This window comes from Streptomyces lydicus (genome assembly GCF_004125265.1).
In the GTDB taxonomy this organism is placed as follows: domain Bacteria; phylum Actinomycetota; class Actinomycetes; order Streptomycetales; family Streptomycetaceae; genus Streptomyces; species Streptomyces lydicus_C.
In genome coordinates this window covers 7,638,133-7,652,188 of the sequence record NZ_RDTE01000003.1, presented here as the reverse complement: position 1 = coordinate 7,652,188, position 14,056 = coordinate 7,638,133, and the positions used below count along the sequence as shown (strand labels likewise).

Sequence of the window (14,056 nt, the reverse complement as noted above, 5' to 3'; positions counted from 1 at the left end):
AGAGCCGGCGCCGGGGAACGCGCGTTCCCTTTCCCTGCCGAGGCGGGCTGTCAGGCATAGCCCGGACATTGGAGCATGAATGCTGCCGAATCGAGGGGATTCATGGCATGAGGCCGGGTTGTTTGAATGGTCGGCGCCGCTGCCCCTTCACGCCCCTGTTGATGAGCGGTCAGTCGAGATGCAGCAGGAGGAGCAGGCCGCCCAGGAGAGCGATGGGAAGCCCCATGGCGCGGAGGAGTCCGGGGCGGGCGAAGGGCACGGGTACGTAAGGCGTCTCGAGGCGTCCGTTCGCCCAGAGCATTTCGCGGTGGCGCTCGGCCGCTTTCTTCTGCACTCGCTCGCATCTGCGGTGAATCAGACCGCCGGCATCGAACAGCACGGCGATTCCCACCGCTATGTACACCACTGCAAGCAAGATTCCCATGGCAGGAGCCTATGGCGGGAGGAGGTGAGGAGGTGGGGCCGGGTCCGACGCCCCGGCTCCGCCCGGTACTCCGTCATGGTGCCCGCCCGCATGGTCGCGCCCCGAAGTGTGGCGGCCCGCCACATGTGCGCACGACCTGGGCGTTTCTACGGTGTGGCGACACAGCAACGCCCCGTACCCGTACCCGCCTGGAAGTGGTGCCCATGGCCCGCGCAGCAACCGCTCCCCCGCCGCCCGCCGACCTCAAGCGCATCGTCGCCGCGAGCCTGATCGGCACCACCGTCGAGTGGTACGACTTCTTTCTCTACGGGTCTGCCGCGGCGCTGGTGTTCAACAAGCTGTTCTTTCCCGGTTCCGATCCGCTCGTCGGGACGCTGTTGGCGTTTTTGACCTACGCGGTGGGGTTTGCAGCGCGGCCCCTGGGGGCCTTGGTGTTCGGGCATTACGGGGACCGGCTGGGGCGTAAGAAGCTGCTGGTGCTGAGCCTGCTGATGATGGGCGGCGCGACGTTCGCGATCGGGTTGCTGCCGACGCATGCGACGGTCGGTACCGCGGCGCCGGTGCTGCTGACCGTGCTGCGGCTGGTCCAGGGGTTCGCGCTGGGCGGTGAGTGGGGCGGCGCGGTGCTGCTGGTGTCGGAGCACGGTGACGCACGGCGGCGCGGGTTCTGGGCGTCCTGGCCGCAAACCGGCGCACCCGCCGGGCAGTTGCTGGCCACCGGTGTGCTGTCGGTGATGACGGCGGTGTTGTCGGATGCGGCGTTCGTGTCCTGGGGCTGGCGGGTGCCGTTCCTGCTCTCGGGCGTGCTGGTGATCGTGGGGCTGTGGGTCCGGCTCTCGGTGGATGAATCGCCGGTGTTCAAGGCCGCGTTGGCGAGCGCCGCGGAACGGCGGGCGGAGGGTGCCGCGGTGGAGAAGCCGCCGTTGGTGGCGGTGCTCGTCCACCACTGGCGGGATGTGCTGATCGCGATGGGCGCACGGATGGCCGAGAACATCTCGTACTACGTGATCACGGCGTTCGTGCTCGTCTATGCGACCGCGCACACCGGGCTGTCACAGCAGACCGCCCTCCACGCCGTACTGATCGCTTCGGCGCTGCACTTCGCGGTCATCCCCGCCTGGGGCGCGCTCTCGGACCGGATCGGGCGCCGGCCGGTCTACCTCCTGGGCGCGGCCGGTGTCGCCGTCTGGGCGTTCCCGTTCTTCGCGCTGGTGGACTCCCACCGGTTCGGGGCGCTGCTGCTCGCGGTGAGCGTCGGGCTGGTCTTCCACGGTGCGATGTATGCGCCGCAGGCGGCCTTCTTCGCGGAGATGTTCGCGACCCGGATGCGGTACTCGGGCGCCTCGATCGGGGCCCAGTTCTCCTCGGTCGCGGCCGGCGCGCCGGCTCCGCTGATCGCGACCGCGCTGCTCGCCGACTTCGACAGCCCGACGCCGATCGCCCTGTACGTCATCGCAGCCGCCCTGCTGACGTTGCTCGCGGTGGGCATGGCGCGCGAGACCCGCAGCCGGGATCTCGCCGCGGTGGACGGCACGACGGCGGCCGGTGCGCTCCGGGCGACGGGCACGGGAGCGGGAGCCGGAGCGGCGGACGGCGGAACGTCATCGGCCGTACCGTCCTGACGGAGCCGGTCGAGGGCCTGTCTTCAAAGTCCCGTCGTTCGCCCGTAAGCCCAGGCGGGACATTGAAGACAGGCCCCAGGGGCCCGGGGAACCTGATGTTCGGCGGGGGCGTGGCGGGCCCGGGGACGCTCCGGGAGACGGGGCAGCAGGTCCGCCACGCCCCCGCCGGGCGTCAGGAGTGGTTCTTGCCCTTCAGGGAGTCCTTCATCCCCTGCGTGTTCTCCTTGGCGTCGCTCATCGCGCTCTTGGCCTTGCCCTTGGCCTCGTCCGTACGGCCTTCGCTCTTCATGCGCTCGTCGCCCATGATCTTGCCGGCCTTCTGCTTGGCCTTGCCCTTCATCTTGTCCATGGCGCCTTTGTCACCCATGACGAACTCCTCTGTGCGGTGGGAAGGGGGAAAGCTTCGGCCACCACGCTGCCGCAGGTCGCGACGGCTCGCACCCGGAGGCGGCCATCGGTACGGACCGGCCGCGGGCGCGGCGCGGAGCACCGTCCCCTGCTACCCGCCGGTATCGCGCGTCACGACGGAGGACAGCTGGTGCAGCCGCAGCGCCAGCTGGATTTCCAGGGCGCGTGCCGGGGTCTGCCATTCGGGGCCCAGCAGCCGGCTCACCCGCTCCAGACGCTGGGCGACGGTGTTCACGTGGACATGCAGGGCGTCCTTCGTACGGGCCGGGCTCATCCCGCAGGTGAAGTAGGCGTCGAGGGTGCGCAGCAGTTCCGTCCCGCGGCGGGCGTCGTAGTCGGCGACCGCGCCCAGGGTGCGGTGGACGAAGCCGTCCACATCGCGGGTGTCGGCGAGCAGCAGGCCGAGGAAGCCGAAGTCGGCGGCGGCCGCGCCCTGGCCCGACCGGCCCAGTACCCGCAGTGCCTCCCGGCAGCGCCGGGCCTCGGCGTAGGCGTCCGCGACCGCCGCGGGGCGGGCGGCGGGGGCCGGGACCGGGGCCGAGGCACCGACCGTGACGGGCTGGTGCAGCGCGGCCCCGAGCCGGGCGGCGATCTCACGGGCGGTGTGCGCCGGGTCCCCGTCGGAGCCGAGCGGCAGCAGCAGAACGGCGCCGCCGTCCCGTTCGGCGGCCAGCCCATGGCGGGTCGCGGCGAGATGGGAGGCCGCCGACCACAGGCGGCGGCGGTCGGCGCCGCCGGGCGGGGAGGCCCCGTGGGGCGGGGAGCCGGCATCAGGTGGGGAGGCAGCGCCGGGCGGGGAGGTGGCCCTGGGCGGGGAGGTGGCCCTGGACGGGGACGCGGCGTCGCGATCGGATATCGGCGCTCCGTGCGCCGCGAGCGTGCTGTCTCCCTGTGCCGGGAGCGCGCTGACTCCGTACGCCGGTGGTACAGCATCTCCGTGTCCCGGTGGTGGACCGTCGGTCCGTGCCGCCAGGACGACATGCGGTGCGTCGAGGTCCGCGCCGACCCGGGCCGCGCGCTCGCCGAGGAGGCGGGGGTCGCGGTCGGCGGCGTCCAGCAGGTCGTGCAACAGCTCGCCGCGCACGCGCTGTTCGGCCTCGCCGGCGGTCCGCCGGGCGAGCAGGAGCAGCGAGGTGACCATGGCGGCCCGCTCCAGGGTGCGCTGGTCGACCGGGTCGAGGGCCGGGTGACCGCGCAGCACGAGGGCGCCCAGGACCTCACCGCCCGCCCCGACCGCCGCGACCCATTCGGCGCCCTCCCGTACGGCGTGGCCGTCGGCGCGCGAGCGGTCCAGCGCTTCGGCCGGTGCCCGGCCGGGTTCGGCGAACTCGACCTCGCCGTGCAGGACTTCCGCCACCGCGTCCGCCACGTCCACGACCCCGCCTCCGCGCAGCACCAGTTCGGTCAGCCGGTCGTGGATGTCCGAGGCGCGCTCGATGGCCGCACTGCGGTCGCGGATGATCTCGTTGGCGGCCTCCAGTTCGGTGAGTGTCTTACGGGTCCCGGCGAGGAGGTTGGCGGTGTCGATCGCGACGGCGGCATGCGCCGCATGGGCGGCGAGCAGGGCGATCTGACCGTGTTCGAAGACCCGCTCGCGGCGGTCGGCGGCGAAGAGGACGCCGATCACGCCGCTGCCGAGCATCAGCGGGACCCCGAGGATCGCCACCAGGCCCTCGTCGTGGACGCCCGAGTCGATGGTGCGGGTGTGCCGGAACCGCTCGTCGTGGAAGTAGCTGTCGGTGACGTACGGGCGGGCGGTCTGTGCGACCAGCCCGCCGAGTCCTTCGCCCATGCCGAGCCGCAGCTGCTGGAACCGCGCGGAGACCGAGCCGTCGGTGACCCGCATATAAGTGTCGCCGGCGGCGGTGTCGTGGAGGGTGAGGTAGGCGACCTCGGTGCCCAGCAGGGACCGGGCCCGGCGCACGATCGCACGCAGCACCGCGTCGAGGTCGCGCAGCCCGGCCAGGTCGTGCGCGGTGGCGTAGAGCGCGGACAGCTCGGCCTCGCGCCGTCGGCGGTCCTCCAGCTCGGCACGTACCCGCAGCGCGAGGAGCTTGGCCCGCTCCAGTGCGGCGAGACGGCCGGCCGACGCGCCCTCGGCCCGGGCGCGCAGCACCGGCCGCTCGTAGTCCTCGGCGGGGGCGCCGGTGGCCAGGAGTTCGAGGAAGAGGTTCTCGGCCGGGGCGGAGGCGGGCGGATCGGCCGGGGCGGAGGCCGGCGGGGACGCGTCCCCGGGCCCGGCGGGCGGCTCTGACGCAGGCTGATCGGTGGGCATGCTCACAGGGATACCTTCGGTGCGTCACGGTGCGCCAGCCTCGCGGGCGGGAACCGGGAACACGGGAGCTGGGAACACGGGAGCTGGGAACCGGTTGCCGCGAGCCGGCAACCGCGAGCCGGGTACCGTCCCGGCGGACCGCTCAATGCGCGGTCCAGCCGCCGTCCATCACCAGTGAGGTGCCCGTCATGAAGGAGGCCTGTGGGGTGCAGAGGTAGGCGACGGCCTCGGCGACCTCCTCAGGTTCGAGCAGCCGCTTGAGGGCGGAGTCGGCGAGCAGGAGGTCGGCCAGTACGCGTTCCTCGGGGATGCCGTGCGCCGCCGCCTGGTCGGCGAGCTGCCGTTCGACGAGGGGGGTGCGGACATAGCCGGGGTTGAGGCAGTTGCTGGTGACACCGTGCGCGGCGCCCTCCAGGGCGGCGGTCTTCGACAGCCCTTCGAGGCCGTGTTTGGCCGCGACGTAGGCGGACTTGAAGGGGGATGCCCGCAGGCCGTGCACGGACGAGATGTTGACGACACGGCCCCAGCCCTGCGCGTACATATGGGGCAGCGCGCCCCGCAGCAGCCGGAAGGGCGCCTCCAGCATGACGGTCAGCACCTGGTGGAAGACCTCGGGCGGGAACTCCTCGATGGGACGGACGAGTTGGATGCCCGCGTTGTTGACGAGCAGATCGATGCCGGCCGCGGCCCGTTCGGCCGCGTCCAGATCGGTGAGGTCCAGCGGCCGGGGTTCGATGCCGCCGCGGGCGCCGTCCGGGTGGGCCGCCACGAGGCCGGCCAGGCCGTCGGCGTCCCGGTCGAGCGCGCGTACCGTGGCGCCGGCCGCCGCCAGCCGCAGGGCGCAGGCGCGTCCGATGCCACTGGCCGCGCCGGTGACGAGCGCGGTGCGGCCGTCGAGGTCGAGGGATACCGGGCCCGGTGTGCCGATCACGGTCATGTCCGCACCCTAGGCAGCGGACGGGTCCGGCTCCGATGTGCCCCGGCGCCATACTTCACGGGCCCGAGGTGGCGGCGGCCCACGTCAGCTGGGGTGCCCTCCCGCGCACCGCACCCGACACGGCGGGCCGCGGGCCGCGGGCCGCCGTCCCGGCACCCGCCCGCTTCACCCGATCGGTCGCCCCGGATCGCCGGCCCTCCGCCGGTCCCCTAGCGTCGTACGACGCGGCGTGCCGTCTGCGCACCGCCGCCCCATCCGCCCACCGCCGCCCCGAGGGAGACCGACATGCGGAGGCTCATCGCCGTGCCGACGGTGCTGCTCGCCCTGGCCGCGGCGGGCTGCGGGGACGCGGAGAACGACCGGAGCCCGACGGCCGCGGCGTCGTCCGCCGCGGGCAACGGTCCGGCACCGGGCAGAACTCCGGACGAAGGCGCCGGCTCCGCCTCCCCCACCATCCCCGGGCAGCCGATGGACTGCGGCGAGCTCCCCGACGCGCTGGGCAAGGCGGGAGACGTCGTCCTCTACGCGGATCCCGGGGCCGGCGGCACCGTGGGCTGCGACGAGGCCCGCCGGGTGATGTCCGAGTTCTTCGTGCGGGCGCCGCACGAGGCCCGGGACGACCGGGGCACCCTGGCCGTCCGGGGCTGGTCCTGCCAGTACGAGAGCGGCCCCACCGGCACCTGGATCACGGCCTGCCGCAAGGACAGGCGGGAGATGCACACCGAGGAGCCGGGCGATCAGCCCTCCGCCCCGGGGCAGTCCCGGGAACCCGGTGGACCGGACGGATCCCAGCTGCCGTCGATTCCCGGTGAGCCCTCCGATCCGATGGACGATCCGTCGACGGAGGAGCTGTAGGCCTCCTCCGTCCGCCGGAGCCGCCATCGGGCTCTCCCCGCCGAAGGAAGGAACCGGGCGGAGGAAGAAACCCGGCAAGAGGAAGGAATTCAGGGCCCCGGAGCCTAGGCACCCCGGAGCCGGATTCCTCAGGCCTGCGGGCCCTCCGGTTCCGCCTCCGCCTCCGTCTCCGGTTCCGTCTCCGGTTCCGTCTCCGGCTCCATCGTGTGGAACCACGTCGGCCCGGCCTCCAGCGCCCGCTTGATGCGGGTCAGTGCGTACTCCTCGAGCTCCGGCAGGGCGTCCACGGCGAACCAGCCCACCTCCAGCGACTCGTCGTCATTGACCTTCGCCTCGCCACCGACCGCCCGGCAGCGCAGCGTCACGTCCATGAACTGGCAGACATCGCCATTGGGGTAGTGGGTGGGCGGCATGGTCTCGACGAGGACGACGCCCTCGGCCACGACCCGCACCGCGGTCTCTTCGTAGACCTCACGCATCGCGGTCTCGGCGGGCTGTTCGCCGGGCTCGGGGATGCCGCCGATCACCGACCAGCCACCGGTGTCGACCCGCTTGCCCAGCAGCACACGGCCTTGGTCGTCGAAGACGACCGCGCTCACCCCGGGCAGCCAGAGCAGCTGCCGGCCGATGGAGTTCCGGAGGTCTCGGATGAATTCGGGGGTTGCCATGCTCCGACCCTACGGGACACGTTCCCGCCCCTACGGCCCACATGCGGCCCCGGGAACAAGCCGCGTGGAGTGCCGGGGGACGACGGGCCGCATGCCCGGCCCGCCGGGTGTTCAGGCGCCCGCCGGGGTCCCCTTGCGCGGCCGCAGCCGGCCCCGGATGGCCCGGACGGCGCCTTCCGCGTCATCGACGGTGACGGTGAAGTCGCGTCCGTCGCCGAGCCGCACCACCACACCCTCACCGCGGCGGACGACCACCGCCGTGCCCTGCTCGGGGCGCCAGCGGTAGCCCCAGCCGCCCCAGTGACGCGGGGTGACCTGGGGGGTGAAATCGGCGCCGACGACGGTGTCGAGGGGGATCCGGCGGCGTGGCACCCCTATATGGCCGCACCGCACCTCCAGGCAGTCCTTGTCGATACGTACCGCGACATGGACGTAGGCGAGCGTGCCGAAGAGCACCAGCAGGCCGACCGCGACACAGCCGACCACCGACATCACCAGGGGCGCGAGGCCCGCGGTCCAGTTGCTCTCGACGGCGAGCTCGATGCCCAGCGCGAGGCAGCCCGCACCGACCGCGGCCAGCAGCCACTGGACGCGGTTGGTGGCACTGCCGTGCCAGACCTCGGGGATTTCCGCATGGGAGCCGCTGCCGGGGCGCGCTGTGCTGTCGGCGCCCTCGGCCGTGCCGGAGTCGTCGGGGGCTGCTGCCCCCTCGTGGGGGTGGTCCCTCATGAAACGCAGCGTACGCGTCTTTGCACACTACGGCAGCGCGTCGGACGGCCGTTCACGGCCCGGTTTGCGGTGCCGCCGACATCGTGGCGGGTGCCACCGCCGGCGTCGTCGCGGTGCCACCGCCGGCGTCGTACGGCGTCAGCGTCGGGCGGCCGCGGCGACCCCGTCGGTGGCCGCCGCGACCCCGTCGGCGGCCGGGGCGCCCTCGTCCGGGGTCCCCGGGGGGATGTCCGTACGGCTCTCGGCGAGCAGCCGGCCCTCGGCGAAGGTGAGCGCCACGGCCGGCAGTCCGGCGGGGCGTCCGCTGAGGATCACGCTCAGGGCGCCGGTCGGGGCGGCCGCCGGGGCCGGCTCGGCACCGATGCGGCGCAGCGCCTGGGCGGCGACCGCCTCGGCGGAGCCGTGCAGGACGAGCGCGGGGGCAGCGGGCTGCTGGAGCGCGGCGCGGATGCGTTCGGCGACCAGTTCGTAGTGGGTGCAGCCCAGGACGACGCTGCGGACATCCCGCGGGGTGTGCTGCGCTGCGGCCGCGATGGCGGCGTCGATCGCGGCCTCGTCGGCGGCCTGGACCGCGTCGGCGAGCCCCGGGCACGGCACCCCGGTGACCTCCACACCCTGCCCGAACCGCTCGATCAGATCCCGCTGGTAGGGGCTGCCGGTGGTGGCGGGGGTGGCCCAGATGGCGACCGGGCCGCCGCCGGCTGCCGCGGGCTTGATGGCCGGGACGGTGCCGATGACCGGGACCTGGGGTTCCAGCTCGGCGCGGAGGGCCGGCAAGGCATGCACGGAGGCGGTGTTGCAGGCGACGATCAGGGCGTCGGGGCGGTGGGCGGCCGCGGAGCGGGCCACGGCCAGTGCGTGTGCGGTGACGTCGTCGGGGGTGCGGGGGCCCCAGGGCATACCGTCGGGATCGGAGGAGAGGACCAGATCGGCGTCCGGCCGCAGTCGCCGCATGGCGGCGGCCGCCGCGAGCAGCCCGGTCCCGGAGTCCATCAGCGCGATCTTCACCCGGACACTTTACTCAGTGGTGCGTCCGGCTTGTCATACCAGGCGCGGCGCCGGGGGCCCGGCGGGGACTCGGGCGGCGGCCCGGCGGGAACTCGGGCGGGCGGCCCGCCGCGGCCTCGGGCGGGCGGAGACCCAGGCGGGCGGCCGCCGGGTCCTCCTCCCGTACCGGGTTCCGTGACACCGTCCCGATCACCGGTGCACGCCGGTCGTGGTGCGGCAGACTGCGGCCGTGAGCGCGATGGAGTGGATCGGTGCCGGGTCGCTGCTGGCCTGGGTGTGGCTGCTGCTGGGGCAGGGCTTCTTCTGGCGGACGGACGTCCGGCTTCCGGAACGCCGGGATCCGGAGCGCTGGCCGTCGGTCGCGGTGGTGGTCCCGGCGCGGGACGAGGCCGCGGTGCTGCCGGACAGCCTGCCGTCGCTGCTCGGGCAGAAGTACCCCGGCCGGGCGGAGGTGTTCCTGGTCGACGACGGCAGTACGGACGGGACCGGCGCACTGGCCAGGGAGCTGGCGGCCGCGCGCGGGGGGCTGCCGCTCACGGTGTCCTCGCCCGGCGAGCCCGGCCCCGGGTGGACGGGGAAGCTGTGGGCCGTACGCCAGGGGATCGCGCTGGCGCGGGAGCGTGTCGCACCGGAGTACCTGCTGCTGACCGATGCGGATATCGCGCACGCGCCGGACAGTCTGCGGGAGTTGGTGGCGGCGGCGCGGTCGGCGGACCTGGATGTGGTGTCGCAGATGGCGCGGCTGCGGGTGGTGACCTTCTGGGAACGGCTGATCGTGCCGGCCTTCGTGTACTTCTTCGGGCAGCTCTACCCCTTCCGGTGGGTCAACCGTCCCGGGGCGCGGACCGCGGCGGCGGCCGGTGGCTGTGTGCTGCTGCGCCGGGAGGCGGCGGAGCGGGCGGGCATTCCGGAGGCGATCCGGCATGCGGTGATCGACGATGTGGCGCTGGCCCGTGCGGTGCGGCGCTCCGGCGGCACGGTGTGGCTCGGGCTCGCGGACCGGGTCGACAGCGTGCGGCCGTATCCGCGGCCGGCCGAGCTGTGGCGGATGGTCTCGCGCAGCGCCTACGCCCAACTGAGGCACCAGCCGCTGCTGCTGCTGCTCGGCACGGTCCTCGGTCTCGCGCTGGTGTATCTGGCGCCGCCCTGCGCCCTGACGGCCGGACTGGCCGACGGCGATACGACGGCCGCCGCGCTCGGCGGCGCGGCCTGGGCGGTGATGAGCGGGACCTATCTGCCGATGCTGCGCTACTACGGGCAGCGGCCGTGGTGGGCGCCGCTGCTGCCGTTCACCGCGCTGCTGTATCTGCTGATGACCGTGGACTCGGCGGTGCAGCACTACCGGGGGCGCGGTGCGGCCTGGAAGGGGCGGACGTATCCGGCGCCCTGAGCGGTGTCCCCGGTGCCGCCGTCATTTGCGGGCCGGTGACCAGTCCAGGCCCCAGCCGTAGGCGTGATCGACGGTGCGCTGCGGGCTGACGCCGGGCTCGGGGACGAGGTAGCGGGCCTCGCGCTGGACGACGAGTTCGCCGCCGGTGTGGGTGATCAGGGCGAGCGCGCAGACGGTGGAGGGCACCGTGCAGGCGTCGAGCGAGAAGTCGACGGGGGCGCCGTGCTGGGGCTGGAGGGTGACCGTCGCGCTCAGGCCCTCGAAGCTGCGGGCGCCGGCGTAGACGGTGACGAAGATCAGGATGCGCTTGATGCGTGCCTGGTGGTCGAGGTTGATGGTCAGGTTCTCGCCGGCCGCGACGGCGCCGGTGCGGTCGTCGCCGTCGAGCTGGATGAACGGCCGGGCGTGCAGGGCGCCGAAGTTGTTGCCGAGCGGGTGGACCACTCCGGCGGCGCCGTCGGTGAGTTCGTAGAGGGCGCACAGGTCGAGGTCGAGCTCGCCGGACGGGGGCAGCAGCGCCCCGCGGGCGCCCATGGCCTGCATCGCCTTGCGGCCGAGCGTCTTGCCGAGCCGCTTGCCCGCCGAGCCGCCGCTCCAGTTGAGGTTCACCCGCATCGCCCCGGAGGTGCCGCCCTGCTTCGTCAAGGAGACCGCGGGGGCGTCCTTCGTGAGGGTGACTTTTGTCAGACGAACGGGAGGGGCCGGCGGTGCGGGGGCCAGTGCGGGCGATGCGGGCGCCGGCGCGGGCGGTGCGGAAGCCGGTGCGGCCGGTGGTCCCGGCGCGGGCCGCGACGCCGCCGGTTCCTCGACGCTGATGCCGAAATCGGTGGCCAGTCCGGCGAGACCGGTGTCGTAGCCCTGCCCCACCGCGCGGAACTTCCAGGCACCCTGGCGGCGGTAGAGCTCGCCGAGCACGAAGGCGGTCTCCGGTCCTGCGTCCCGGCTGTCGAAGCGGGCGATCTCGGCGCCGCTCGCCGCGTCCAGCACCCGGATGTGCAGCCCGGGGACGCTCTCGAAGGGTCCGCCGTCGGCGGAGGCGGCCAGCACCACCGTGTCGACGGCGGGTTCGACCGCGGCCAGGGCGACGGTGAGGGTGTCGGTCATCGCGCCGCCGGCCGTGCGCTTGCCTTCGTGGCGTACGGCGCCGGAGGCGTGCGCGGCCTGGTTGTAGAAGACGAAGTCCCCGTCGTCGCGGACCTTTCCGGACACCAGCAGCAGGGCGGAGGCGTCCACGTCCGGAGTCCCCGGGGCGGCCTGCCAGCCCAGTTCCACCCGCACCTCCGGGGCCGGGACCGGAACATTGCCGCCCTTGAGCATCGACATCGCCGCGCCTTCCTCTCGTCCGCCGCGCCCCCTCTCCGGTGGCCCCTCCAACCTACTTGGCCCGAACCGCTCCGAACGTCCCTTGTTCACCTGCGAGAAGCGGGGTCTTTACACGATCCCTACGGGCGATCGCGACCGATTTCCACAAGTTCGCTCCCATTAGCGCTCCAGGGCCGCTCCGAACACGCAAAACAACCCTCTTTCCAGGCTCCCCAATCGGCACATCATGGGCTTAACTTATGAGGCATGACCTCCCCCCGCTCGACCTACGGCGGCTACTACGCTTCGCCCTCCTTCCCGGACACCCCGATCTACGACAGCCTCGTCGCCGAACGCGGTACGCCGCAGATCGCCCCGATCCGGGTGAACCCCTCCCCTTACGAGACGGGTTCGTCCTATTTGCCGGCGCTCCCGTCGGCGCTGCCGGCTCTTCCGGCCGCGCCCTCCCACCCGTCGCCCGGGCAGGGCTATCCGGGTGCCGCCGCGCAGCCGGTCGCCCCGCTGCAGCAGGCTCCGGCGCCGTACATCCCGCAGCAGGCGGGCAGCCGCGGCTATCCGTCCCCGCAACAGCAGCAGCCCCAGCGCCCGCCCATGGGCACGGGGTACGAGGCGATGCGGCCGGCCGCTCCGGTCGCACCCCGGCCCGCCTCGCCGTACGACGACCCGTACGGCCGGCAGTATCCCCGCGGGTACTGACCCGGCCGGTCGGTCAGCCGTCCGAGGCCGCTGGCAGGATGGACGGCATGCCGAAGCCCGCACTCCAGTCGATCCACCTCTACCCGGTCAAAGCGCTGGCGGGGCCCGGTCCCGGTGAGGCGGTCGTGGAGCCGTGGGGGCTCGCCGGGGACCGACGCTGGATGCTGGTGGACGCGGCGGGCAGGATGATCACCCAACGGCAGCAGCGGACGCTCGCGTTGGCGCACGCCGAGGCGCTGCCGGGCGGCGGCCTGCGGTGCACCGCGCCCGGAAGGGAGCCGCTGACGGTCGAGGTGCCCGTCTCCGGGGAGACGGTCCCGGTCGAGGTCTGGAAGGACGAGGTCGAGGCGGTGCCCGCCGGTCCGGCGGCGGCCGCGTGGTTCGGCGGGTATCTCGGCGCCGAGTGCCGGCTGGTGTATCTGGACGCCCCGGAGAAGCGCCGGCCCCTCGGCCCGGGCTGGGGAGCGCCCGGTGACACGGTGAGTTTCGCCGACGGTTTCCCGCTGCTGCTGACCACCACCTCGTCGCTGGATGCCCTCAACTCCCTTGTCGCGCAGGGTGATCACGCCGACGAGGGGCCGCTGCCCATGAACCGTTTCCGGCCCAATGTGGTGGTGGACGGCACCGCCCCCTGGGCGGAGGACGACTGGCGCCGGGTCCGCATCGGCACGGTGGTCTTCGAGGCGGCCGAGCCCAGCGCACGCTGCGTGGTCACCACCACCGACCAGCGCACCGCCGAGCGCGGCAAGGAGCCGCTGCGCACCCTCGCCCGGCATCGCCGCTTCGGTGACCGGCTGGTCTTCGGCCGCAATCTGATCCCCCGCGGGGTCGGCACGATCCGGGTCGGCGACCCGTTCGAGATCCTCGGCTGACGAGCCCGCGCGACCGTCCGCCGCAGTCGCTCCGGGGCAGCCCCCGGTCATGCGCCATACGTCCGGTTGTCGCTCTTTGTACGGGGTGAAGTTGCTCGCTCTTCGCAGAACTCTCGCGTGGACCACCCCTGATGAGGTATCCACGGACACGGAGAGGGGGCACGATGCGAGCGTTGAGTGGTGTATGGCGCTGGCGGCGCAATCCGCTGCGGCGCCGGACCGATCGGATCGAGGCCTGGGTGGCGCTGGCCGCCGCCGTGCTGATCGTCCTCGGGGCGACCTCCGTGGGCTGGTTCACCGGACGAGCCGCACACGGCGGGCTGCTGACGACCGTACGGATACAGCATCAGCACCGGCATCTGGAGTGGGTGACGGTCGACCGGCTGATCTCCCGGACCCCGCTCGACCCCGATCCCGAGACCTCGTCGCAGCGCGATGCGCACCGCCGGGTCCTCGCCCGCTGGACGGCCCCGGACGGCAGTGCGCGCCTCGGGCAGCTCGCGGCTCCGCGTCCGGTGGAGGCCGGTGAGCGGTTCCGGATCTGGACGGACGGCCGCGGCCGGGTGGTGCCGCGGCCGATGGACGCCGACACGGCGGCCACGCATGCGGTGCTGGCCGGTCTGGGCACCGCGGCCGGTGTCGGCATGATGATCGAAGGTGCCCGGCGGATGGTCGTCTGGCAGCTGATGGTGCGTCGTTTCCGCCGCTGGGACGAGGAGTGGGAGCGCGCCGGACAGGACTGGGGCCGGGCCGGCGCGGGGAGTTGATCCGGCCGCCTTCCGGGGCGCCCGACCGTGTCAACTGCCGCCCGCCGGGCGCGCTACGGTGGTGGCGCCAGCCTCTCGGCTG

General features: G+C 73.5%; 14 protein-coding genes. 6 read left to right on the top strand and 8 right to left on the bottom strand.

What is annotated here, in order from left to right:
• Positions 1–169 precede the first annotated feature (169 nt).
• Positions 170–424 carry a hypothetical protein gene (locus D9V36_RS36285; protein WP_129297497.1) on the bottom strand — a complete coding sequence of 85 codons (255 nt, stop codon included), beginning with the start codon at positions 422–424 and terminating at the stop codon, positions 170–172.
• A gap of 203 nt (positions 425–627) precedes the next feature.
• On the opposite strand from D9V36_RS36285, the gene D9V36_RS36280 reads away from it, so the two are divergent.
• Positions 628–2,046, top strand: coding sequence for an MFS transporter (locus D9V36_RS36280; protein WP_164993098.1), 1,419 nt, complete (start codon positions 628–630; stop codon positions 2,044–2,046).
• A 172-nt stretch (positions 2,047–2,218) separates the two neighbouring features.
• Here D9V36_RS36280 and D9V36_RS36275 read toward each other — a convergent pair whose 3' ends face one another.
• From D9V36_RS36275 to D9V36_RS36265, 3 genes are all read right to left on the bottom strand, one after another.
• Positions 2,219–2,413: a CsbD family protein gene (locus D9V36_RS36275; RefSeq protein WP_129297496.1), complete on the bottom strand. Its 195-nt coding sequence runs from the start codon at positions 2,411–2,413 to the stop codon at positions 2,219–2,221.
• A gap of 132 nt (positions 2,414–2,545) precedes the next feature.
• Positions 2,546–4,729: a helix-turn-helix domain-containing protein gene (locus D9V36_RS36270; protein ID WP_129297495.1), complete on the bottom strand. Its 2,184-nt coding sequence runs from the start codon at positions 4,727–4,729 to the stop codon at positions 2,546–2,548.
• A 142-nt stretch (positions 4,730–4,871) separates the two neighbouring features.
• Positions 4,872–5,666: a 3-hydroxybutyrate dehydrogenase gene (locus D9V36_RS36265; protein ID WP_129297494.1), complete on the bottom strand. Its 795-nt coding sequence runs from the start codon at positions 5,664–5,666 to the stop codon at positions 4,872–4,874.
• Between the two features lie 285 nt (positions 5,667–5,951).
• Here D9V36_RS36265 and D9V36_RS36260 point away from each other — a divergent pair, with 285 nt between their 5' ends.
• Positions 5,952–6,521, top strand: a complete 570-nt coding sequence (locus D9V36_RS36260; protein WP_129297493.1) for a hypothetical protein — start codon at positions 5,952–5,954, stop codon at positions 6,519–6,521.
• 128 nt (positions 6,522–6,649) lie between these two features.
• Here D9V36_RS36260 and D9V36_RS36255 read toward each other — a convergent pair whose 3' ends face one another.
• From D9V36_RS36255 to D9V36_RS36245, 3 genes are all read right to left on the bottom strand, one after another.
• Positions 6,650–7,189, bottom strand: a complete 540-nt coding sequence (locus tag D9V36_RS36255) for an NUDIX hydrolase (RefSeq protein WP_129297492.1) — start codon at positions 7,187–7,189, stop codon at positions 6,650–6,652.
• 111 nt (positions 7,190–7,300) lie between these two features.
• Positions 7,301–7,918, bottom strand: coding sequence for a hypothetical protein (locus tag D9V36_RS36250; RefSeq protein ID WP_129297491.1), 618 nt, complete (start codon positions 7,916–7,918; stop codon positions 7,301–7,303).
• A 138-nt stretch (positions 7,919–8,056) separates the two neighbouring features.
• On the bottom strand, positions 8,057–8,926 hold the full coding sequence (locus D9V36_RS36245; RefSeq protein ID WP_129297490.1) for a glutamate racemase: 870 nt from the start codon (positions 8,924–8,926) through the stop codon (positions 8,057–8,059).
• Between the two features lie 238 nt (positions 8,927–9,164).
• On the opposite strand from D9V36_RS36245, the gene D9V36_RS36240 reads away from it, so the two are divergent.
• Positions 9,165–10,316, top strand: a complete 1,152-nt coding sequence (locus D9V36_RS36240) for a glycosyltransferase (protein ID WP_129298926.1) — start codon at positions 9,165–9,167, stop codon at positions 10,314–10,316.
• Positions 10,317–10,337: 21 nt separating this feature from the next.
• Here the strand turns inward: D9V36_RS36240 and D9V36_RS36235 are convergent, their stop codons facing one another.
• The gene (locus tag D9V36_RS36235) at positions 10,338–11,639 is read right to left on the bottom strand and encodes a TerD family protein (RefSeq protein WP_129297489.1); all 1,302 of its coding nucleotides are present in this window, start codon (positions 11,637–11,639) and stop codon (positions 10,338–10,340) included.
• Positions 11,640–11,885: 246 nt separating this feature from the next.
• Here D9V36_RS36235 and D9V36_RS36230 point away from each other — a divergent pair, with 246 nt between their 5' ends.
• The 3 genes from D9V36_RS36230 to D9V36_RS36220 all read left to right on the top strand — a co-directional run bounded on the left by D9V36_RS36230 (position 11,886) and on the right by D9V36_RS36220 (position 13,974).
• Positions 11,886–12,335 (top strand): DUF6643 family protein, encoded by a 450-nt coding sequence (locus D9V36_RS36230; RefSeq protein WP_129297488.1) that lies wholly within the window; start codon positions 11,886–11,888, stop codon positions 12,333–12,335.
• A gap of 47 nt (positions 12,336–12,382) precedes the next feature.
• A complete protein-coding gene (locus D9V36_RS36225) occupies positions 12,383–13,207 on the top strand; it encodes an MOSC domain-containing protein (RefSeq protein ID WP_129297487.1) in 825 nt (274 codons plus the stop codon).
• Between the two features lie 164 nt (positions 13,208–13,371).
• The gene (locus tag D9V36_RS36220) at positions 13,372–13,974 is read left to right on the top strand and encodes an Rv1733c family protein (RefSeq protein WP_164993097.1); all 603 of its coding nucleotides are present in this window, start codon (positions 13,372–13,374) and stop codon (positions 13,972–13,974) included.
• Positions 13,975–14,056: the final 82 nt, after the last annotated feature.